At 58.3% G+C, this 20,865-nt stretch carries 19 protein-coding genes; 12 read left to right on the top strand and 7 right to left on the bottom strand.

Annotated features, from left to right (window positions below):
- Nucleotides 1-43: 43 nt before the first annotated feature.
- Together ABJM03_RS07850 and ABJM03_RS07845 are read right to left on the bottom strand one after the other, a co-directional pair.
- Nucleotides 44-2,560, bottom strand: coding sequence for an FtsX-like permease family protein (locus ABJM03_RS07850; RefSeq protein WP_348416853.1), 2,517 nt, complete (start codon nucleotides 2,558-2,560; stop codon nucleotides 44-46).
- On the bottom strand, nucleotides 2,557-3,225 hold the full coding sequence (locus tag ABJM03_RS07845; protein ID WP_348416852.1) for an ATP-binding cassette domain-containing protein: 669 nt from the start codon (nucleotides 3,223-3,225) through the stop codon (nucleotides 2,557-2,559). Before ABJM03_RS07845 ends, ABJM03_RS07850 begins: the two co-directional genes overlap by 4 nt.
- 48 nt (nucleotides 3,226-3,273) lie before the next feature.
- Here ABJM03_RS07845 and ABJM03_RS07840 point away from each other — a divergent pair, with 48 nt between their 5' ends.
- The 4 genes from ABJM03_RS07840 (at nucleotide 3,274) to preA (ending at nucleotide 7,063) form a co-directional block, all read left to right on the top strand.
- Nucleotides 3,274-3,921, top strand: coding sequence for an arylesterase (locus tag ABJM03_RS07840; protein ID WP_348416851.1), 648 nt, complete (start codon nucleotides 3,274-3,276; stop codon nucleotides 3,919-3,921).
- A 127-nt stretch (nucleotides 3,922-4,048) separates the two neighbouring features.
- Nucleotides 4,049-5,371, top strand: a complete 1,323-nt coding sequence (locus tag ABJM03_RS07835) for an NAD(P)-dependent oxidoreductase (RefSeq protein ID WP_348416850.1) — start codon at nucleotides 4,049-4,051, stop codon at nucleotides 5,369-5,371.
- Between the two features lie 28 nt (nucleotides 5,372-5,399).
- A complete protein-coding gene (locus ABJM03_RS07830; protein ID WP_348416849.1) occupies nucleotides 5,400-5,747 on the top strand; it encodes a DUF1428 domain-containing protein in 348 nt (115 codons plus the stop codon).
- Nucleotides 5,748-5,758: 11 nt separating this feature from the next.
- Entirely contained in the window at nucleotides 5,759-7,063 is a 1,305-nt protein-coding gene (gene preA, locus ABJM03_RS07825) for an NAD-dependent dihydropyrimidine dehydrogenase subunit PreA (protein WP_348416848.1), read from the top strand.
- Nucleotides 7,064-7,066: 3 nt separating this feature from the next.
- Here preA and ABJM03_RS07820 read toward each other — a convergent pair whose 3' ends face one another.
- Nucleotides 7,067-7,540: a hypothetical protein gene (locus ABJM03_RS07820; protein WP_348416847.1), complete on the bottom strand. Its 474-nt coding sequence runs from the start codon at nucleotides 7,538-7,540 to the stop codon at nucleotides 7,067-7,069.
- A 73-nt stretch (nucleotides 7,541-7,613) separates the two neighbouring features.
- Nucleotides 7,614-8,234: a TetR family transcriptional regulator C-terminal domain-containing protein gene (locus ABJM03_RS07815; protein ID WP_348416940.1), complete on the bottom strand. Its 621-nt coding sequence runs from the start codon at nucleotides 8,232-8,234 to the stop codon at nucleotides 7,614-7,616.
- Between the two features lie 210 nt (nucleotides 8,235-8,444).
- Here ABJM03_RS07815 and ABJM03_RS07810 point away from each other — a divergent pair, with 210 nt between their 5' ends.
- The 6 genes from ABJM03_RS07810 to ABJM03_RS07785 all read left to right on the top strand — a co-directional run bounded on the left by ABJM03_RS07810 (nucleotide 8,445) and on the right by ABJM03_RS07785 (nucleotide 14,922).
- A complete protein-coding gene (locus ABJM03_RS07810) occupies nucleotides 8,445-9,695 on the top strand; it encodes a Zn-dependent hydrolase (protein ID WP_348416846.1) in 1,251 nt (416 codons plus the stop codon).
- Between the two features lie 85 nt (nucleotides 9,696-9,780).
- The gene (gene hydA / locus ABJM03_RS07805) at nucleotides 9,781-11,241 is read left to right on the top strand and encodes a dihydropyrimidinase (protein ID WP_348416845.1); all 1,461 of its coding nucleotides are present in this window, start codon (nucleotides 9,781-9,783) and stop codon (nucleotides 11,239-11,241) included.
- A gap of 47 nt (nucleotides 11,242-11,288) precedes the next feature.
- Entirely contained in the window at nucleotides 11,289-12,062 is a 774-nt protein-coding gene (locus ABJM03_RS07800; protein WP_348416844.1) for an ABC transporter ATP-binding protein, read from the top strand.
- A 48-nt stretch (nucleotides 12,063-12,110) separates the two neighbouring features.
- Complete coding sequence (locus ABJM03_RS07795) at nucleotides 12,111-13,031, top strand: ABC transporter permease subunit (protein WP_348416843.1); 921 nt, start codon at nucleotides 12,111-12,113, stop codon at nucleotides 13,029-13,031.
- Nucleotides 13,028-13,870, top strand: a complete 843-nt coding sequence (locus tag ABJM03_RS07790; protein WP_348416842.1) for an ABC transporter permease — start codon at nucleotides 13,028-13,030, stop codon at nucleotides 13,868-13,870. Before ABJM03_RS07795 ends, ABJM03_RS07790 begins: the two co-directional genes overlap by 4 nt.
- A gap of 56 nt (nucleotides 13,871-13,926) precedes the next feature.
- Entirely contained in the window at nucleotides 13,927-14,922 is a 996-nt protein-coding gene (locus tag ABJM03_RS07785) for an ABC transporter substrate-binding protein (RefSeq protein WP_348416841.1), read from the top strand.
- A 161-nt stretch (nucleotides 14,923-15,083) separates the two neighbouring features.
- Here ABJM03_RS07785 and ABJM03_RS07780 read toward each other — a convergent pair whose 3' ends face one another.
- On the bottom strand, nucleotides 15,084-15,635 hold the full coding sequence (locus tag ABJM03_RS07780; protein ID WP_348416840.1) for a L,D-transpeptidase: 552 nt from the start codon (nucleotides 15,633-15,635) through the stop codon (nucleotides 15,084-15,086).
- Between the two features lie 158 nt (nucleotides 15,636-15,793).
- Complete coding sequence (locus tag ABJM03_RS07775; RefSeq protein WP_007117950.1) at nucleotides 15,794-16,000, bottom strand: cold-shock protein; 207 nt, start codon at nucleotides 15,998-16,000, stop codon at nucleotides 15,794-15,796.
- 690 nt (nucleotides 16,001-16,690) lie between these two features.
- Between ABJM03_RS07775 and ABJM03_RS07770 the strand changes: the two genes are divergently transcribed.
- Nucleotides 16,691-17,665, top strand: coding sequence for a response regulator (locus ABJM03_RS07770; protein WP_348416839.1), 975 nt, complete (start codon nucleotides 16,691-16,693; stop codon nucleotides 17,663-17,665).
- Nucleotides 17,666-17,744: 79 nt separating this feature from the next.
- Here ABJM03_RS07770 and ettA read toward each other — a convergent pair whose 3' ends face one another.
- Entirely contained in the window at nucleotides 17,745-19,400 is a 1,656-nt protein-coding gene (ettA, locus tag ABJM03_RS07765) for an energy-dependent translational throttle protein EttA (RefSeq protein ID WP_348416838.1), read from the bottom strand.
- A gap of 88 nt (nucleotides 19,401-19,488) precedes the next feature.
- On the opposite strand from ettA, the gene ABJM03_RS07760 reads away from it, so the two are divergent.
- On the top strand, nucleotides 19,489-20,820 hold the full coding sequence (locus ABJM03_RS07760) for an alpha/beta hydrolase (protein WP_348416837.1): 1,332 nt from the start codon (nucleotides 19,489-19,491) through the stop codon (nucleotides 20,818-20,820).
- Nucleotides 20,821-20,865 lie beyond the last annotated feature (45 nt).

Below are 20,865 nucleotides of genomic sequence, written 5' to 3'. Positions count from 1 at the left end.
TTAAGGGGTTGGGGCAGGGAGGCAAAGGGGGAACCTGTGCCGCTTACTCCCTTCCGCGTAAAACTTGTGCAGGGCGCGCCTGAAGCGCGCGGCGCGCAAAGCCTAGACCGGCAAGCACGGTCGCGATGATTCCTGCTGCAACGATCCCAAGCGCCGAAGGCCAGATGATGGTATAATCGGTTTCCATCACGAAGGTGCTGACCGCCCAACCGCCGAGCGTACCGGCCAGCAGTGCCACCGTCCCCGCGGCAAAGCCCAGCAAGGCGGCGCGCAGGATAAAGCTGGCCGCGATCATGCGCCGCGGCGCGCCCATGGTTTTGAGCATCGCCGCCTCATAGGTGCGCGCATCGGCGCCAGCTGCGGCCGCGCCGATCAGGACCAGAAAACCGGTGAGCAGGGTCGCCCCCGCGCCATAGGAGGTGGCTGCCGCCAATCCGTTGAGCACATCCGCCACCCGCGCGAGCGCATCCTTGACGCGGATGGCGGTGATGTTGGGGAATTGTTGGGCAAGGTCGCGCAGGATCTGTGCTTCGGCCTCGGGTTCGGCGTAGACGGTCGAGATAAATGTATGCGGTGCGCCCTGTAGGGCTGCGGGGTTCATGGTGAACACAAATCCGATGCCCGCGTTCGAGAAGTCGACCTCTTGCATGGCGGTGATCGTGCCTTGGATATCGCGGCCAAGGACGTTGACCGTCATTGTATCGCCCAGCTTGAGACCGATTTCATCGGCCTCTTCTTTCGCCACCACGATCTGGGGCGGGCCGGTGTAATCTTCGGGCCACCATGCGCCATCCGTGATGATTGCGGTCTCATCGGGTTTGGCCGAGTAGGTCAGGCCGCGGTCGCCGCGCAAGGCCCAGTGGTCGCCGCCAACTTCGCGTGCGGGGCGGCCATTGATCTGTGTGACCACGCCGCGCAGCATGGGGGCGCTGTCGATGCGGCTGACGGCGGGATCGCTTTCCAGTCGCTCGGTGTAGGCGGGCATTTGGTCCTTCTGGATGTCTACAAAGAAATAGCTGGGTGCGACTTCGGGCAGGTTGCCGTCGATGGCTTGGCGCAGGTTGCCGTCGATTTGCCCGACAGCGGCAAGAACCGATAGGCCAAGGCCAAGCGACAGGATCACGGCTCCTGCGCCTTCGCCCGCGCCGCCGATGGCGGCCATGGCCCAACGCAGACGGGGATGCCCGCGCAAGCGGTGGCTGAGGCTACGCGCGCCGATGCGGATGAGGAAGGCCGCGAGGGCCAGCAGCGCCAGCGCACCCGCGATCCCGCCAAGGGTCCATAGGGTCAGCCACCAGCTGCCATTGAACAGCCCCGCCATAATGACCAGCGCGGCAATAGCTGTGCCAGTGGCGATGATGAAGGGCCATGCGGGCAGGCGGCTGGCCCCGTCCCACGAGTCGCGGAACAAGGTCGCGGCGCGCACGCGGTCGGTGCGAGCCAGTGGCCAGAGTGTAAAGATAAATGCGGTAAGCAGGCCGTAGAGACCTGCCTCGATCAGCGGTGCAGGATAGACGGAAAGGGAGGCAGGGATCGGCAGGCGCGCCTCGAGGATCGGAGCAAACATCAGTGGCAAGCCCGCGCCGAGGATGAGGCCGATGGTGACGCCCAGCAGAGAGAGAATTCCGATCTGGATGAAGTATGTGAGAAAGATCGTAGAGCGGTCGGAGCCAAGCGCGCGCAGGGTGGCGATGACTTCGGTTTTGCGGCTGAGGTAGCTGCGCACAGCTGCCGAAACGCCGACCCCGCCCACCGCAAGGCCCGATAGGCCGACAAGGATCAGGAATGCGCTGATCCGTTCGACAAAGCGTGCCACACCAGGCGCGCCGTTGCGTGAATCGCGCCAGCGCATACCGCTGTTGGCAAAAGTTTCATTGGCTTGTGATTTTACGACGTCAAGCGACGCACTGTCCGGCAGGGTCAGGCGGTATTTGCTGTCAAACAGGGTGCCAGAGGAAAGCAGGCCAGAGCTGGCGAGCGCCTCACGCAGCACCAGCGTGCGGGGGCCAAGCGCGAAACCTGCGCCCGCGCTATCCGGCTCGCGGGTGATTTCAGCGCGCAGGGTGAAATTCTGGCTGCCCAAAGCGAAGCTGTCCCCGAGGCTTAGCCCGAGACGGTCAATGAGCGCGCGTTCCATCACCGCACCGGGTTGGCCGTCTTGCAATTTGAGCGCATCGGCCAAGGGCATTTTGGGGTCAAGTTGCACGGAGCCGACCAGCGGATAAAGGTCATCGACGGCTTTGACCTGTGTTAGGGCACGGTCTTCGCCCTGTACGGCCATGGAGCGGAATTCGGCCACTTCGGAGACCGCCGTGGCATTCTGGCGCATCCATGCCAGTTCGTCTTCATTGGCAAAGCGGTAGGTCAGTTCAAGCTCGGCATCGCCGCCCAGCAAGGCGGACCCTTCACGGGCAAGGCCTGTTTCGATCGCTGCGCGGACTGATCCAACGGCAGCGATGGCCGCGACGCCAAGCGCAAGACAGGCCAGAAACAGGCGGAACCCGCGCAACCCACCGCGTAGCTCGCGGCGGGCGAAGGTGGCGGCAAGGCGAAGGCTCATGCGATGCGCCCGTCGCGTAGGGTGATGACACGGTCGCAGCGGTCGGCCAGTGCATCGGAGTGGGTCACCAGCACCAGAGTGGCACCGTGTTGATCGCGCAGGTTAAACAGCAGATCCATGATCGCTTCGCCATTGGCGCTGTCCAGATTGCCTGTCGGTTCATCCGCGAGCAGGATCGCAGGGCGCGGTGCGGTGGCGCGGGCAAGGGCGACACGCTGTTGTTCTCCGCCTGACATCTGTGCGGGATAGTGGCCGGCGCGTGCGCCAAGGCCCACGGTCTCAAGTGCGGCCTCGGCGCGGGTGAACGCGTCTTCGTGGCCTGCCAGCTCTAGCGGGGTGGCGACGTTTTCCAATGCGGTCATCGTGGGGATCAGGTGGAAGGATTGAAACACAATCCCCATCCGGTCACGCCGGAATTGCGCAAGCGCGTCCTCGTTCATCGCGGTCAGGTCTTCGCCCATGGCCATCACGCTGCCGCCCGAGGCCTGTTCCAACCCGCCCATGACCATCAGCAGCGATGATTTTCCGGACCCTGACGGGCCGATTAGTCCGATGCTTTCGCCCGCAGCAACCTCGAGCGAGATGCCATGCAGGATATCGACAGGTCCGGCATTGCCATTCAGCCGCAGGGCTGCATCTTTAAGAGAGAAAATTGGATTATTCATATGGGGCCCTTTGGTGGCGTCCCTATGGGATATGGAGGGAATATGCGGATGCGCAAGGCTTTAGCAGGTATTCTAGTGATGTGTGCGTCAATGGCGCAGGCTGACGAGGTTGTGATTGCCGCGCTTGGCGATAGCCTGACCCAAGGCTACGGATTGGTGCAGGACGAGGGGTTTGTGCCGCAATTGCAGCAATGGCTGGTTGAAAATGGCGCGCCAGAGGTGCGGTTGATCAATGCAGGTGTGTCCGGCGACACCACCGCGGGGGGCTTGTCGCGCGTGGGCTGGACGCTTGAGCCGGAAGTAGACGGGATGATCGTCACGCTGGGTGGTAACGATATTTTGAGGGGGCTGGACCCCGCACAGGCCCGCAGCAACATCGACGGAATTTTGCAGGCGGCCGGGGCGGCCGATGTGGATGTGCTGTTGGTCGGGTTGCAGGCACCGCCGAATTTCGGGGCGCAGTATAAAACCGATTTCGACAGGCTTTATCCCGATCTGGCCGAAACCTATGGCACGCTTTACTTCCCCAGCTTTTTCACGGGGCTGAGTGAGAATGGCGAATTGGCACCTCCTTCCGAGCTGCGGGAATGGTTTCAGGCGGATGGAATCCACCCGAACGCACAGGGTGTGGCCCGTATTGTTGCTGCGATGGGGCCTGCTGTGTTGGAGTTAGTGGCGCGGATCGAGGAGGAATAGATGCGTTTTGCCTAAAAATTATGCGTGGTTCATTGTTGTTGTGTGTTCGCTAAATTTTACCAGTTGATAAAAAAATAGACCTGTGCAAGCGTTTCTCTATCGAGATATTTTCGCAAGGGGCCGCAGGATGGCAGACAAGGTATTTGAAGCAGGGGTGCAAGCGGGGCGCTTGGACCCGCAAATGTATGAAACGCAATTTGCGGATCTGCACCCGCCGCTGGGTGCGCATGAGGCGGTGATCGCGGCGGATCGCTGTTATTTCTGCCATGATGCGCCTTGTATGACGGCCTGCCCGACAGACATCGACATCCCCCTGTTCATTCGCCAGATCGCCACCGGGACACCGGATGCGGCGGCCAAGACGATCCTGAGTCAGAACATTATGGGCGGGATGTGCGCGCGGGTCTGCCCGACAGAGCAGCTTTGCGAGGAATCCTGTGTGCGTGAGGCGGCAGAGGGCAAGCCGGTATTGATCGGCCAGCTTCAGCGCTTTGCGACGGATCATTTGCAAGCGCAAGGGATACACCCTTTTACCCGCGCCGAGGCAACGGGCAAACGCGTGGCGGTCGTGGGGGCCGGTCCCGCCGGTCTGAGCGCGGCACACCGTTTGGCGATGTTGGGCCATGATGTCGTGGTATATGATGCGCGTCCAAAGGCGGGCGGGCTGAATGAATATGGCATTGCGACGTATAAGACCCCTGATGGTTTTGCACAGGACGAGGTCGACTGGCTCCTGAAAATCGGCGGCATCAAGATCGAGACAGCGCGCGCGCTGGGCGTTGACCTGAACCTTGATGGCTTGCGGACAGAATTTGACGCGGTCTTTCTCGGTATGGGCTTGGGCGGTGTAAACGCCCTGTCTGTGGAGGGTGCCGATAAAGACGGCGTGCTCGATGCGGTGGATTTCATTTCGGTTTTGCGGCAGGCCGCAGATGTGAGCACGGTGCCGATTGGCCGCGATGTGGTGGTGATCGGTGGCGGTATGACTGCTGTGGATGCCGCTGTTCAGGCCAAGCTGTTGGGCGCGCTGAATGTGACGCTTGTGTACCGTCGCGGGCGTGAACGGATGAATGCCAGCCCGTTCGAGCAGGATCTGGCCGCGTCCAAGGGCGTACGGATCGTGACCCATGCAACGCCAAAGGCGGTGATCGGCAATGGTGCCGTGCGCGAGATCGAATTTGACTATGTCAGCGACGATATGACCCCGACAGGCGAGACACTGCGGTTGGCGGCGGATCAGGTGTTCAAGGCCATCGGTCAGACGCTAGACGGCGAGGGGCTGCCTGCGCTCGAGCGCGGCAAGATCGCGGTGGATACAGTCGGGCGCACCAGTGTTGAAGGTGTCTGGGCCGGTGGCGATTGCGCGACGGGCGGCGATGACCTGACGGTGACTGCAGTGGCCGAGGGCCGCGATGCCGCAATGGATATTCACGCGGTGCTAAGCGCGTGAGGGGCGGCGGTTTCGGGGGAGGCGTATCATGTATGTGATGAGTTTCGTCGCAGCGGTGCCTACGGCTTCGAAAGAGATGTATCTGACCCATTGCAAGGCCGCAGCCGAGGTTTTCAAATCGCATGGCGCGCTGCGGGTGGTCGAGCTTTGGGGCGCGGATGTGCCTGCAGGTCAGACGACATCTTTTGCCATGGCTGTGCAGGCCAAAGAGGATGAGACCGTTGTAACCGGTTGGCAGGAATGGCCCGACAAGGCGACCTGCGATGCGAATATCGAGAAAGCAATGAGCGACCCGCGACTGGCCGAAATGGGGGCGCTGCCCTTTGACGGTTCACGCATGATTTACGGCGGCTTTGATACGCTGATTGACGTTTAGGAGTAGATGAGATGGCTGATCTGACAACTGATTTTCTGGGCATTAAATCGCCCAACCCTTTCTGGCTGGCCTCTGCGCCGCCGACGGATAAGGAATATAACGTGCGCCGCGCCTTCGAGGCCGGCTGGGGTGGCGTGGTCTGGAAAACGCTGGGCATGGAAGGCCCGCCCGTTGTGAACGTCAATGGCCCACGGTACGGCGTGATCCACGGGGCGGACCGGCGTGTGCTGGGGCTCAATAACATCGAGCTGATCACCGACCGCGATTTGCAAACCAATCTGGACGAGATCACGCGCGTGAAGGCCGACTATCCTGACCGGGCCATCATCGTGAGCATCATGGTACCTTGTGAAGAACAGGCGTGGAAAGACATTCTGCCGCTTGTCGAGGCGACAGGCGCGGACGGGATCGAACTGAACTTTGGCTGCCCGCACGGCATGTCAGAGCGCGGCATGGGCGCGGCTGTGGGTCAGGTGCCGGAATATATCGAAATGGTCACCCGCTGGTGCAAGCAATATTATTCAAAGCCGGTGATTGTAAAACTGACGCCGAATATCACGGACATCCGACAGCCTGCGGCAGCGGCGCGGCGCGGCGGCGCAGATGCGGTGAGCCTGATCAACACGATCAACTCGATCATCTCGGTCGATCTGGATAGCATGAGCCCCGAGCCGAGCATTGATGGCAAAGGAAGCCATGGCGGCTATTGTGGGCCTGCGGTGAAACCTATCGCGCTAAGCATGGTTAGCGAAATTGCCCGTTCGCCGGAAACAGCCGGTCTGCCGATCAGCGGGATCGGTGGTGTGACCACATGGCGTGATGCGGCTGAATATATCACTATGGGCTGTGGTAATGTGCAGGTCTGCACCGCGGCGATGACCTATGGCTTTAAGGTCGTGCAAGAGATGATCAGCGGCTTGTCCGAATGGATGGACGAGAAAGGGCACACCAGCATTGCCGATTTCATGGGGGCAGCGGTGCCCAATACGACTGATTGGCAGTACCTGAACCTCAACTACATCGCCAAGGCGTCGATCAACCAAGATGATTGCATCAACTGCGGGCGCTGTTATGCGGCCTGCGAGGATACATCGCATCAGGCGATTGCCATGTCTGATGACCGCACATTCACCGTGATCGAAGAGGAATGTGTTGCCTGTAATCTATGCGTCGAGGTTTGCCCGGTCGAGAGTTGTATCTCGATGGTTGAGATGCCCGCGGGTGATGTTGATCCGCGCACAGGCAGGATCGTCGAAGACGCCTATGCCAATTGGACAACGCATCCCAACAACCCTGCGGCGACAGCTGCAGAATAGATATCAATTCTCCGCAGGCGGCACTGGTGTGATCGGTTTATCCTTGAGCACCGGTGCCGTGGGGAGGGGATCAGGCGGGGCATAGCGGTCGAGCTTGTCGATACGCTCTGTTTGGGCCTCGGGTTGGGTCGCAGCAAGCGCTTCTACCATTGCTTTTTCGAGCACGGGGCTCGTTTCGCGGCTTTTGAGTGTTTGCTGTGCCGCTGTGGTGCTTTGTGCTGTGACGACAGATTGCGGCTCTGCCGTGTTTAAAGCGCTGCGCGTTATGGTAGCGCGTCTATAAGTAAGGGCCTGTTGCTGGCTGCTGGCTTGCCCGCCGGCGTTCTGGTCACTTGCCGCGCTTTGGCTGCCAGAGCTGGCCGCAGCGGGTTGGACCGAAGTTTGGGCATTGATGCTGGCAATGCTATTCAGGTTTGATTGCGCAGCAGTCGATGGTGCCGCGCTTGTCATCAGATTTACAGGCATCGTATATGCCATAGTCTGCTTCCTTCTATTCAAAAGAAAGCCCGCCACCCGATGAAAAGATGGCGGATGGGGTCCTAATGAAAGGTTAATCCGGCGCTGAATCCTGCGATTTGGTTAACGGTTGGCCTGCCTGCGGTTCCAGCAAACGGCGGAACATTTGTTCAAGGTGTGACGAGGCCCGCGCTGCCGGATTTTCGTGATCCAGAAGGACGCTCACCTGTGCGCCGAAATCGGCGTAATGCTGTGTGGTAGACCAAAGGGTAAAGATCAGATGTGCAGGATCAACCGGAGCAATGCGGCCTGTGTCTACCCAATCTTGAATGATGGCGCATTTCTCATCGAACAAGGGTTTGAGATCATTAACAAGATAGGTGCCCATGCGCGGCGCGCCCTGTAGCATTTCCACGGCGAATAATTTGCTTTCGGCGGGCAGGTCCAGCGACATATCCAGCTTGCGCTGCACATATGCCAAAAGTTCGCTCACGGGGTCGCCATCGGGGTCGAGTTCGATCAGCGGGTCGAGCCATGTCTCGAGGAGCTGGCTGAGCAGGGTGATGTAGATTTCTGTTTTACCACCGAAGTAATACAGGACGTTCGGTTTGCTTAACCCTGCGCCGCTGGCAATGCTGTCGAGGGTCGCGCCGCCAAATCCGTCGCGTGAGAAGACTTCGAGAGCGGAGTCGAGAATCAGGCGGCGGTTGCGCATCTGAATGCGGCTGGGCTTTTTTTCAGGGGGTGTGGTCAATGTAGCCTCCGCGGTGTGCTTGGAAAATAGGCAGAATATAAAGCGTCCTGTGCTAGTTTCTAATGCAGTTCTTGACAGACAGGAAGGGAGGCGCAATCGTCGCTTTACCAATTGGTAAAATTTAGGAGCGCCAAAGTAGAGCGTTCCTCCTTTGCAGACAGGAGCGAGCCGATGCCAGCGCCCGGACAAAACCTTAAAATCAACCCTGACCGTTTGTGGGACTCTTTGGAGGAAATGGCAAAAGTTGGCCCCGGTGTAGCGGGCGGCAACAATCGCCAAACCCTGACCGACGAGGATGCCGAAGGGCGCGCGTTGTTCCAAAGCTGGTGTGAAGCTGCGGGATGCACGATGGGATTGGACCAGATGGGCAATATGTTCGCCCGCCGTGAGGGCACCGACCCCGATGCGTTGCCGGTCTATGTGGGATCGCATCTGGATACCCAGCCGACGGGCGGGAAATATGACGGTATTCTGGGTGTGTTGGGCGGGTTGGAAATTCTGCGTACGATGAATGATCTGGGTATCCAGACAAAGCACCCGATTGTGGTGACCAATTTTACCAATGAAGAAGGCACGCGCTATGCGCCTGCGATGCTGTCGTCGGGGGTGTTTGCAGGCATCCATACGCAAGACTGGGCGTATAGCCGTGTGGATGCAGAGGGCAAATCCTTTGGGGATGAACTCAAGCGTATTGGGTGGCGCGGCGAAGAAGAAGTCGGTGCGCGCAAGATGCATGCGTTTTTCGAGCTGCACATCGAGCAGGGGCCCATTCTGGAGGCCGAAGGAAAAGATATTGGCGTGGTCACCCATGGTCAGGGGCTCAGCTGGACCCAGGTGACGGTGACCGGCAAGGACAGCCATACGGGATCGACGCCGATGCCGATGCGCAAGAACGCGGGCCTTGGTATGGCGCGTGTTCTGGATAAGGTGGACGAGATTGCATGGTCCCATGCACCCCATGCGGTGGGCGCGGCCGGCCATATTGATGTTTTTCCGAACTCACGGAATGTGATCCCCGGCAAGGTCGTCTTTACGGTGGATTTCCGGTCGCCCGAGTTGCACGTGATCGAGGACATGGAGGCGCGGCTGCGGGTCGAGGGGCAAAAGGTTGCCGACGATATGGGGCTGGAGATTGAATTCGAAAAGGTCGGCGGTTTTGATCCGGTTGCCTTTGATGCGGATTGTGTCACGGCGGTTCGCAATGCGGCGGAACGGTTGGGATACAGCCACATGGATTTGATCTCGGGCGCTGGGCATGATGCCTGCTGGATCAACCGCGTGGCCCCGACGGCGATGGTGATGTGCCCTTGTGTGGACGGGTTGAGCCATAATGAAGCGGAGGCAATCACCAAGGAATGGGCCATGGCGGGGGCCGATGTGTTGCTGCATGCGGTCGTGGAGACAGCGCAGATCGCCGGATAGGCCAGTGTTTGTCATTCCGGTGCAGACTGGGGCCAGCCCCAGACCCCGGAGTATTTATGGCTAGAAGAAATAGGGGAAGATGGACATGAGCAAGGTAATCAAAGGCGGCACGGTGGTCACGGCAGACCGGACGTGGAAGGCGGATATTCTGATCGAGGGTGAGACGATTGCCCGGATCGGGGAGGACCTGAAGGGGGACGAATATATTGATGCCGAAGGTGCCTATGTAATCCCTGGCGGAATTGATCCGCATACGCATTTGGAAATGCCATTCATGGGGACCACTGCGGCGGAAACGTTCGAGAGTGGCACATGGGCGGCGGCCTGTGGCGGGACCACGATGATTGTGGATTTTTGCCTGCCCGGCGCAGATGGTTCGATCAAGAACGCGATCAATGAATGGCACCGCAAAAGCGCGCCGCAGATTTGCTCGGACGTTGGGTATCATATGGCGATCACCGGCTGGAACGAGAATGTCTTTAACGAGATGAAAGACGCTGTGGATATGGGGGTGAACTCGTTCAAGCACTTCATGGCCTATAAGGGTGCGTTGATGATCGAGGACGACGAGATGTTCGCCTCGTTCAAGCGCTGTGCGGAGTTGGGTGCACTGCCGATGGTGCATGCCGAGAACGGCGATCTGGTGGCGGAGTTGCAGCAGAAGTATTTTGATCAGGGGATCACGGGCCCTGAGGGCCATGCCTATTCGCGCCCGCCTGAATTGGAGGGCGAAGCGGCCAACCGTGCGATCACAATTGCCGATACGGCGGGCGTGCCTTTGTACATCGTGCATGTGTCCTGTGAGCAGACCCATGAAGCCATTCGCCGTGCGCGGCAAAAGGGGATGCGGGTGTATGGCGAGCCGCTCATTCAGTTTTTGACCTTGGATGAGAGCGAGTATTTCAACAAGGATTGGGACCACGCGGCGCGGCGGGTGATGTCGCCGCCGTTCCGCTCCAAAGATCATCAGGACAGCCTGTGGGCGGGTTTGCAGTCGGGGTCTTTGCAGGTGGTGGCGACGGATCATGCCGCCTTCAGCACCGAGCAAAAGCGCGCAGGCAAGGATGATTTCCGGATCATCCCGAACGGTTCGAACGGATTGGAGGAGCGGCTGGCCGTTCTGTGGACCGAAGGGGTAGAGACGGGGCGTTTGACGATGAACGAATTCGTTGCTGCGACATCGACCAACGTGGCGAAGATCTTGAACATCTATCCGCGCAAGGGGGCGCTGGTTGAAGGGGCCGATGCGGATATCGTGGTGTGGGATCCGAAAATCACCAAGACGATCTCGACAGCGAACCACCATTCGGTGTTGGATTACAACGTGTTTGAGGGGTTCGAGGTGCGCGCGCAGAGCCGATTTACGCTCAGCCGTGGTGAAGTGATTTGGGCGTGGGGGCAGAATTCGCAGCCTAATCCAGGGCGCGGGCGGTTTGTGCCGCGGCCAGCTTTTGGGGCTCCGAATATGGCGTTGAGCAAGTGGAAAGAGTTGAACGCGCCCAAGATGATCAAGCGCGATCCGCTCAATATTCCGGCGGGGATTTGAGGTCTTGCGTTACTTTTTGCTTTGCGTTTTGAGACATGAGGTCTGAATTGCCTGTTATTTCCGCCCAGAATCTTGACCTTACGTTTCCGACGAATGACGGCCCTGTGCATGCGCTTAGAGGTGTGAACCTCGACATTAATGAAGGTGATTTTGTCAGCTTTATCGGGCCTTCGGGTTGCGGGAAGACGACGTTCCTGCGGGTGATGGCGGATTTGGAGCAGCCCACGGGCGGCGAGATCACCGTGAATGGGGTGTCGCCCCGCGCGGCGCGGGAAGCGCGTGCCTATGGCTATGTCTTTCAGGCGGCGGGCTTGTATCCGTGGCGCACGATTGGCGGCAATATCAGGTTGCCGTTGGAGATCATGGGGGTTCCCAAAGCAGAGCAGGCCGAGCGCGTGGCGCGGGTGTTGGAGCTGGTGGAGCTTGGCGGGTTCGAGAAAAAGTTCCCTTGGCAGTTGTCAGGCGGGATGCAGCAACGGGCGAGCATCGCGCGGGCGTTGGCGTTTGATGCCGATCTGCTGCTGATGGATGAGCCCTTTGGCGCGTTGGACGAGATTGTGCGGGATCATCTGAACGAGCAGCTGCTCAGACTGTGGGACAGGACAGGAAAGACGATTGCCTTTGTCACACATTCGATTCCCGAGGCGGTGTATCTGAGCACCAAGATCGTGGTGATGAGCCCGAGGCCGGGGCGGATTACCGATGTGATCGAGAGCCCGCTACCGCGGGAGCGGCCGCTGGAAATACGTGAGACGCCGGAGTTTTTGGAGATTGCGCATCGCGTGCGTGAAGGATTGCGGGCAGGGCATGCGGATGACTGATCTGTGTGCCTTACAATGCCCCCTTTCCCTGAGCGGTGGAGCGTTGGAGTGAAGTCGGTTTTGCCTATTGTGACGGTGGTTGCGGTGATCTTTGGCATCTGGATGCTGGCGGTCATACCAATGAACATGCATCTGGTGGCGGATCAGGCGCAGCGGGATGGCCAGGTGGTACAGCCCGAGACACCTGCCGAGCGGCAGGCGTTGAGCGGTACGGGGCTGGCGATACGCAACTCTGCTTTAATCCCGCTGACCTATGGTTTTGCGCGGCCACGCCTGCCCAGCCCGCAACAGGTGGCGGGAGAGATGGGCAAGACCATTTTCGGCACCAAGATCACGTCAAAACGCTCGTTGGTGTATCACGGTTGGGTGACGCTTGCGCCGACGTTGTTGGGGTTTGTGATTGGCACGGGGTTGGGCATTCTGCTGGCGGTGGGGATTGACTATAGCCGCGTGATGGACCGCTCGGTCATGCCATGGGCGATTGTGAGCCAGACGATTCCCATTCTGGCACTGGCTCCGATGGTGATTGTGGTGTTGGGGTCGATGGGGATACAGGGGCTTTTCCCCAAATCCCTGATCGCGGCCTATCTGTCGTTTTTTCCGGTGGTTGTTGGCATGGTCAAAGGGCTGCGTAGCCCGTCGGCGATGCAGCTTGATCTGTTGCGTACCTATAACGCGTCGAGCGCGCAGGGGTTCTGGGCGCTGCGGTTGCCTGCTTCTGCGCCTTATCTTTTTGCCTCGCTCAAGATCGGGATATCGGCGTCATTGGTGGGCACGATTGTGGCCGAGCTGCCGACCGGCGCGCGGGCAGGGTTTGGCGCGCGCATGTTGGTGGGTGATCAATATGGGCAACCTTTGGTCAGCTGGGCAGCGCTGTTTGCCGCGGCTTTGACAGCGGCGGCGCTGGTGGGGATTTTCAGCGCGATTGAGCGGTTGACGCTGCGCCGTATGGGGATGGCAGCGACATGATGTATGTGGTTCTGGCATGTGTGATCTGGGCCGCCGGATGGTGGTTGAATGTGCGGCTGGCCAATGGTGCCGCGGGCGATGTGGGATTGGTCAAGATCGTGATCCCTACAATATTCGGCCTGACAATTATCATTGTCTGGGAGTTGATGGTGCGCGGCTTCGGGGTGAACCCCGTGATCTTGCCGGCTCCTTCGGATGTCATTGCACGTCTTTTTCAGGAAGGGCCAACATTGTGGGCCGACTTTAACCAGACGGTTCTGAAGGGGGCGTTGAGTGGCTATGTCATTGGCATGATCGCTGCATTTGCAGTGGCTGTTCTGGCCGACCGGTCCGAGTTTTTGACCCGTGGGATTCTGCCCGTGGGCGGTTTTATGGCGGCTTTGCCGATCGTCGGCACAGCGCCGATTTTGGTGAAATGGCTGGGCAGCGGATGGGAATCCAAAGCGGCGGTGGTGGCCGTGATGGTGTTCTTTCCGATCCTCGTGAACACGGTGGCGGGGCTAAAGGACACCAGCGGAATTCAGCGGGACCTGATGCGGACCTATGCGGCGGGATATTGGGCGAGCCTGTTCAAGCTACGCCTGCCAGCGGCGATGCCGTTCATCTTTAACGGTTTGAAAATTGGCACCACCTTGGCGTTGATCGGGGCCATTGTTGCTGAATTTTTCGGCTCACCTACGGTCGGCATGGGCTTTCGGATATCGACCAGCTTTGGGCAGCTTGCGCTGGACATGGTCTGGGCCGAGATTGTTGTGGCCGCTTTGGCTGGCAGCGCGTTTTACGGCGTTATGACATGGATCGAAAAACGGGTCACCTTTTGGCACCCGTCACAGAGATAACCACGACCCCGCACAAGCGGGGCACCCTACCAACCAACCGACTTGGAGGTCGAAAGATGAAGAAATTTATGATGGCAGCGGCATGCGCTGCAACAATGACGGGTGTACCTGTTGCTGCTGAAACCGATCCGGATGAGGTGAGGCTGCAATTGCAGTGGGTCACACAATCGCAATTTGCGGGCTATTATGTGGCGCAAGAGCAGGGGTTTTTCGAGGAAGAAGGTTTGGACGTGACAATCCTGCCCGGTGGCCCTGACATTGCCCCGCCTCAGGTTCTGGCCGGTGGCGGCGCGGATGCGATGCTGAACTGGATGCCCTCCGCGCTGGCCGCGCGTGAAAAGGGTCTGCCGGTTGTGAACATCGCGCAGCCGTTCAAAAAGTCGGGTCTGATGCTGACCTGCTGGAAAGATACCGGCATCACCGGGGTGCAGGATTTCAAAGGCAAGACCATCGGCGTGTGGTTCTTTGGCAATGAATACCCTTTCCTCGCGTGGATGAGCAAGGAAGGCATTAGCACGGATGGTGGTGAGGACGGCGTGACGGTGCTCAAGCAGGGCTTCAACGTGGATCCGCTGTTGCAGCGTCAGGCAGATTGTATTTCGACGATGACCTATAACGAATACGGTCAGGTGCTGGATGCGGGGGTAAGCCCCGACGAATTGGTGACGTTCAAATACGAAGATCAGGGCGTCGCGACATTGGAAGATGGCATCTATGTTCTCGAAGACAATTTGGATGATCCGGTATTTGTCGACAAAATGGTGCGGTTTGTGCGCGCCTCGATGAAGGGTTGGGCCTATGCCGAAGAGCATGTCGAAGAAGCCGGTGCGATCATCATCGAGAATGATGAAACAGGTGCGCAATCAGAGGCCGCGCAGGTGCGGATGATGACAGAGGTGGCCAAGCTTACAGAGGGCTCTACCGGCGCATTGTTGGAAGCGGATTTTCAGCGCACGGTTGATACGCTGCTGGCAGGTGGTTCCGATCCGGTGATCTCAAAGCAGCCCGAGGGTGCTTGGACCAGCGTGATCACGGATAAAGCGCTGAAGTAAATCTGGCGACTAATAATGAGCGAAGGCCGGTCCGTTGTGGCCGGCCTTTTGCGTGCTGTGGCTTTGTTGGGGGTAATCCGATTTCGAGCAGCAGATGGAAAAGAAAAAAGGGCTGGTGGGAACACCAGCCCTTTAAAATTAACGCTGCTTTGGCACCTGGCTTACAGAACCGTCACTTTGGTGCCGATTGGCACGCGTGCGTACAGGTCTTCTACATGGCCGTTCAGCATGCGGATACAGCCGCTGGATACGGATTGCCCGATCGAGCTTGGCTGTGTGGTGCCGTGGATACGGTAATATGTGTCCACACCGTTTTGGAACAGGTAGAGCGCGCGTGCGCCAAGCGGGTTACCGGGGCCGCCGGGCTGGGCGTCGGTGTTTCCGATAAAGCGTGAGTAGGCTTGAGGGTCGCGTTCGATCATTTCGTTGGTCGGGCGCCATGTGGGCCATTCTTTTTTCACGTCGATTGTGGCGGTTCCGGTGAACTCAAGACCTGCTTTGCCGACGCCTACACCATAACGGCGGGCGATGCCGGGGGCGGTGACGAAATACAGGTAATAGGTGCGGGGCAGGACCAGCAATTCGCCAACCGCATAGCTTTTTCTGATGCGAACCTCTTGGGGGGTAGGATCAAATGCTGCAACTTGGGCAGAAGCAAGCTGTGGAAAGGCGGTTGCAGCGGCTGTGCTGGCGATGAAAGTACGGCGGCGCATGGAATTATTCCTTTGTCAGCAGTTTCAGCATTAATGGAGCAAAACTGCTTTTGTTATCAAGTCTAGACATCAAAAAACCGGCCAATCGTTGAAGAAAGGCCGGTCAATTGTATGTTACTCATCAATTGGGTGCCGCCTTTGCGGTCCAATCACGAGATTTATGCGAGCGCGATGTTTGTCGCGGATTCGCGGCCGTCACGGCCAGCTTCGATGTCGAAGGTCACTTTCTGGTTGTCGGCCAGACCGGTCAGGCCTGCGCGCTCAACAGCGGAGATGTGTACGAATACATCTTTGCTGCCGCCATCGGGTGCGATAAAGCCGAAGCCTTTTGTTGTGTTGAACCATTTTACGGTGCCAGTAGCCATCCGTCGTCTCCTAGTGTGTATGCCATCCGCAGTGTGCGATGGCCCGGCTTGGTCGGTCTGTAATCGAGAGACTGAACGCGAAAGCGGAGACAGTGGTCTGGATATAGATAACGTTTGCACGCCAATATATTGCATAAGGATGCTCAAATTTCAAGTATCAACCAGCCATTTGGCAGAGAACTGCCTGTGGTCTCTAACCGCTTGGGTTGTGTTGCCTAATTCCTTAGGGCGCTGATTAATATGGTGAATCAATAGGTGATCCGGTGGATGGAGTTCGGATCGGCGCGGGGCGGTGCCTGCACGGATCTTGCATTGCGGCGCTAGGTTGCGGGAATTGAGGCTCGCTTGGTTTGCGATTCCTTTGGTGGTGTCGCTAGGGGGCAGGGAAGGGGGAACTATGGGCACCCCGGCCTGCGCTTGACCTGCGTACCACTGAGGGAGCTGATGTTGCGGAGGGGCCTTTGCGGTATGCGCGCGGCGCTGGGGAGACCCGATTCTCTGAACCATGGTGTTTTTCCGAAAATTGCGCTTGAGGCTGGCGAAATACACCGGTGAGCAACCGAATATAGCCTGTTTCCCTCAAATTTTGATGGCCCGCCGCCCTCGCGCCTCAGGTCTGCCGTAGAATCGCCTGCATTTGTTTGCACCAACGATGGCAGGCAATTTTGATGTAGTTAGGGTAGTGGGCTGATGCGAATTTTAGCAGTAGATGATGATCCGGTGATCCTGGACCTTTTGGGCCGTTCGTTGGAAAAAAACGGCTTTGATGACATCACCTTTGCAACAACGGCCGAGGATGCGCTTGAGCTGATCGAGGTTGTAGAGCGGCCTTTCGATATTTTTCTGTTGGATGTGATGCTGCCCGGGACCAGCGGGATCGAAGTATGCAAACGCCTGCGGCAATTCGAATGCTACCGTGCAACGCCTGTGTTGATGATCACGGCCAGCCGTGCGCGTGACATGATGGCGCGCGCGTTTGAGGCAGGGGCAACGGATTTTGTCAGCAAGCCCTTTGATACGCTGGAATTGGCGACACGGATCAATCTTGCCGCGATGCTGAACGATAGCCGTCAGCGTGAAAAGATGAATGAAGCCGCAGTCGAGCAGTTGGACCGGATGAGCGAAGTATCGTTTGACGAGCGGTTTGATCTGCTGTCCGGTCCGGGCGTTAAAGGGTTCTACGTGCTTGAGAACGAAATGCTGCGGCGTGCGGACTCTCTCAATGAGGTGGCGCTGTTTACGGTGCAGGTCGACAATGCGCTGGGGTTTTTCCGTGGGAGCAGACCTGCCCAATTCCGCGCGGGCATTAATGCGGTTGGTCGGGCCTTGTCGGAAGTGATTGATACCGACAACATCCGTTTTGCCTATGCCGGTCGCGGTGCGTTTGTCGCCGTGGCACATGCCCATGCCGAGGTCTTTCCCGCACAGGTCGCCAGCATGACGAACGCGGCGCTTGCGGATAGTTGGGACAGTTTTGTAACGGGGCAGGGGGTTCCTTTGACGCTAACGGTGGAGCGTCTGGCCGGGCCACCTCTTTGGACGGGGAAGGCTGTGGCCGATAAGATGCGTGATTTCCAGCGCCGTGCAGAGCTGACGGTGCAGGCTGATCCTTACGAAGTTGACGGATTGTTCAAGCGGCTTTCTTTGCGCATTGCTGGGGTTTGATCCCTGAAGCACTGATTAGATGTGAAAAAGGGCACCGATAGAGTGCCCTTTTTGCTGTTTTTATGGATGCGAAAGATATTTAGCGCACGAATTTCTTGTGCTTGAGGCGCTTTGGCTCGAGCGCATCGGCACCAAGGCGGCGCTTTTTATCTTCTTCGTAGTCTTCAAAGTTCCCCTCGAACCATTCCACATGGGCTTCGCCTTCAAAGGCAAGGATGTGGGTGCAGATCCGGTCAAGGAAGAAGCGGTCGTGAGAGATGACCACGGCGCAGCCCGCGAAATCCACAAGCGCGTCTTCGAGCGCACGCAGAGTTTCCACGTCCAGATCGTTTGTAGGTTCATCGAGCAGCAGCACGTTGCCGCCAGATTTCAGCAGGCGGGCCATGTGCACACGGTTACGTTCACCACCTGACAGCAGGCCGACTTTTTTCTGCTGGTCGCCGCCTTTGAAGTTGAACGACGAGCAATAGGCGCGGGAGTTCACTTCGGCATCGCCCAGTTGGATCAGCTCGGCACCGCCGGTGATGGCCTGCCAGACGTTGTCTTCGGGGTTTAGGTCGTCGCGTGATTGGTCGACGTAGGACAGCTGTACAGTGTTGCCGACTTCAACCGTGCCTGAATCGGGCTGTTCCTGACCGGTCAACATTTTGAACAGGGTCGATTTACCTGCGCCGTTGGGGCCGATGACGCCAACGATCCCGCCGGGTGGCAGCGAGAATTCGAGGTTCTCCACCAACAGTTTGTCACCCATTGCCTTGGTCAGCCCCTCTACGTCGATCACCTTGGAACCGAGGCGTTGGCCATTGGGGATAACGATCTGGGCTGTTGCCAGCTTTTCGCGTTCGGACTGTTCGGCCAGTTCGTTGTAGGATTTGATCCGCGCCTTGGATTTCGACTGGCGGGCTTTGGCCCCTTGGCGCATCCAGTCAAGTTCGCGCTCAAGCGTTTTCTGGCGGGATTTATCTTCGCGCGATTCTTGGGCCAGACGTTTTGCTTTTGCTTCCAGCCAGTCGGAATAGTTGCCCTCATTTGGAATGCCGCGACCACGGTCGAGTTCGAGAATCCATGTGGTAATGTCATCCAGGAAATAACGGTCGTGGGTGACGATCAGGATTGTGCCTTTGTAATCAATCAGGTGCTGTTGCAACCATGCGATCGTTTCGGCGTCGAGGTGGTTGGTCGGTTCGTCAAGCAGCAGCATGTCAGGCGCTTCGAGCAGCAGTTTGCACAATGCGACACGGCGGGCTTCACCGCCCGACAGGTTGGCGATATCCGCATCATCCGGAGGGCAGCGCAGCGCTTCCATGGAGACGTCGATCTGGCTGTCGAGGTCCCAAAGGTTTTCGGCGTCGATCTGGTCCTGCAGGGCGGCCATCTCGTCGGCGGTCTCATCGGAATAGTTCATCGCCAGTTCGTTATAGCGATCCAGAATGGCTTTTTTAGCTGCCACACCCAGCATCACGTTTTCACGCACTGTCAGGCTTTCGTCGAGCTTTGGCTCCTGCGGCAGGTAGCCAACGCGCGCGCCTTCGGCGACCCAGGCTTCGCCGGTATAGTCTTTGTCTATCCCGGCCATGATTTTCATCAGGGTGGATTTACCCGCGCCGTTGACGCCGACAACACCGATTTTGACGCCGGGAAGAAAATTGAGGTGGATGTTTTCAAAACATTTTTTGCCACCTGGATAGGTTTTAGAAACCCCTTGCATGTGATAGACGTATTGATAGGCGGCCATGATGTGCTCCTCATGAATGTCTCGATTTACTTTGCAATATCGGGCACTGGAGGCAAGATCAACGCCGCAAGGGAGTACAGTAGGCGACATGAGAAGATTACTATGGGCCTCGATTGCGCTGGCGCTTGCGGGATGTGCTGTAGGCATCGAGCTTGCTGCGCCGCCGAACCTCTATTCCGAGGGGACGAATTATCCTGTAAATGAGGTGCCTTTGGCCCTGCGTAGCGTAGAGCCACAGATCCTTTATATCACGGACCGCGAAGCCGTGCGTGAGGGCGGCGAGGTTGTCGGCTATAGCGCGACCCGTTCGGATGCGATGGTCTTTGGGGCTGCCAAGGTGCGTTTTGGCGCGCGGGACTGGCCCGATCTTATTGAACGGACCCATGTGGACCGGCGTGGCCGGATCAGTAATCTGAGCCTGATGGGGGTGCATGAGCAGGTGTCCTTTGATGCGTTGCCGCTTCCTGACGAGCGCCGCGATGGCGGGCTGCGGGTGCTGCCTGCGGCGGAGCAAAGCTATGAAGAGGGGCGGCGTGCATTTCAGGCGCGGATACGGGCGGAAATTGCACGCACGGGAAATCGCCGTATTCTGGTCTACGCCCACGGGATTGCCAATAATTTCGAAGATTCGGTAACGGCGCTTGCCAATATCTGGCATTTTGCGGGGCGGCAAAGCATTCCTTTGGCTTTTTCGTGGCCCGCAGGCAATCGCGGCCCGCTGGGATATTTTCGCGACCGCGCGGCAGGAGATTTCAGCGTCTTTCACGCCAAGGAATTCTTGCGGACATTGGCGGAGATGCCCGAAGTTGAAAGCATCGATATCGTGGCCCATTCACGGGGCACGGATGTGATTACGCAGGCGCTACGCGAAATGATCATCTTTCAGCGCGGGCGTGGCGTGCCGCCGAAGCTTGGGATGAAGACAGGTACACTGATCCTTGCTGCGGCTGATTTGGACACAGGGATTGTGCGCCAGAGATTGCTGGCCGAGCGGTTTTCAGAGGCTTTCGAGCAGGTCAGCATTTACGTGAACCCCGATGACAGAGCGTTGAAGCTGTCGTCTTTTGTAACCAAGTCGGGGCGCATCGGAACATTGGCTGGAGACACATTTACAAGCGATGACGTCAGGCGATTGGCCAAAGAGGGGTTGGTATTCTTTATTCGGGTGCAGGGGGCTGGACGGACAAACAGCCACTCGTATTTCCGGCAAAACCCTGCGGTCTTGTCCGATATCGTGCTAACGCTTCGCACGCGCGCCTTTCCGGGCGGCACGTTGCGCCCCTTGGATGCGGAGGATGACGGGTTCTGGTTGTTGCGGGCAAATTATCCGCTGGAGCGTTTGCCGGACCTTTCGACAGTATATGATGAACTCAGCGATGCGTTTCCCGACAGGATTAGGCGTGTCGAGCGGGTGCGCTAAACTAGTTAAAACGAGCACAGGCTGACTGACCCCGTGGGACATTCT

Origin of the sequence: Sulfitobacter sp. (assembly GCF_039977885.1) — a bacterium.
Lineage (GTDB): Bacteria > Pseudomonadota > Alphaproteobacteria > Rhodobacterales > Rhodobacteraceae > Sulfitobacter.
The sequence above is the reverse complement of the archived record's forward strand: the minus strand, read 5'-3'. Positions and strand labels throughout refer to the sequence as shown.

Excerpts from the sequence above, each read along its gene's own strand:
- ABJM03_RS07780 (WP_348416840.1), bottom strand. The coding sequence starts at position 15,635 with ATGCGCCGCCGTACTTTCATCGCCAGCACAGCCGCTGCAACCGCCTTT.
- preA (WP_348416848.1), top strand. The coding sequence starts at position 5,759 with ATGGCTGATCTGACAACTGATTTTCTGGGCATTAAATCGCCCAACCCT.
- hydA (WP_348416845.1), top strand. The coding sequence starts at position 9,781 with ATGAGCAAGGTAATCAAAGGCGGCACGGTGGTCACGGCAGACCGGACG.
- ABJM03_RS07845 (WP_348416852.1), bottom strand. The coding sequence starts at position 3,225 with ATGAATAATCCAATTTTCTCTCTTAAAGATGCAGCCCTGCGGCTGAAT.
- ABJM03_RS07820 (WP_348416847.1), bottom strand. The coding sequence starts at position 7,540 with ATGGCATATACGATGCCTGTAAATCTGATGACAAGCGCGGCACCATCG.
- ABJM03_RS07770 (WP_348416839.1), top strand. The coding sequence starts at position 16,691 with ATGCGAATTTTAGCAGTAGATGATGATCCGGTGATCCTGGACCTTTTG.
- ettA (WP_348416838.1), bottom strand. The coding sequence starts at position 19,400 with ATGGCCGCCTATCAATACGTCTATCACATGCAAGGGGTTTCTAAAACC.
- ABJM03_RS07830 (WP_348416849.1), top strand. The coding sequence starts at position 5,400 with ATGTATGTGATGAGTTTCGTCGCAGCGGTGCCTACGGCTTCGAAAGAG.
- ABJM03_RS07785 (WP_348416841.1), top strand. The coding sequence starts at position 13,927 with ATGAAGAAATTTATGATGGCAGCGGCATGCGCTGCAACAATGACGGGT.
- ABJM03_RS07835 (WP_348416850.1), top strand. The coding sequence starts at position 4,049 with ATGGCAGACAAGGTATTTGAAGCAGGGGTGCAAGCGGGGCGCTTGGAC.
- ABJM03_RS07840 (WP_348416851.1), top strand. The coding sequence starts at position 3,274 with ATGCGCAAGGCTTTAGCAGGTATTCTAGTGATGTGTGCGTCAATGGCG.
- ABJM03_RS07810 (WP_348416846.1), top strand. The coding sequence starts at position 8,445 with ATGCCAGCGCCCGGACAAAACCTTAAAATCAACCCTGACCGTTTGTGG.
- ABJM03_RS07760 (WP_348416837.1), top strand. The coding sequence starts at position 19,489 with ATGAGAAGATTACTATGGGCCTCGATTGCGCTGGCGCTTGCGGGATGT.
- ABJM03_RS07850 (WP_348416853.1), bottom strand. The coding sequence starts at position 2,560 with ATGAGCCTTCGCCTTGCCGCCACCTTCGCCCGCCGCGAGCTACGCGGT.
- ABJM03_RS07775 (WP_007117950.1), bottom strand. The coding sequence starts at position 16,000 with ATGGCTACTGGCACCGTAAAATGGTTCAACACAACAAAAGGCTTCGGC.
- ABJM03_RS07815 (WP_348416940.1), bottom strand. The coding sequence starts at position 8,234 with ATGCGCAACCGCCGCCTGATTCTCGACTCCGCTCTCGAAGTCTTCTCA.
- ABJM03_RS07790 (WP_348416842.1), top strand. The coding sequence starts at position 13,028 with ATGATGTATGTGGTTCTGGCATGTGTGATCTGGGCCGCCGGATGGTGG.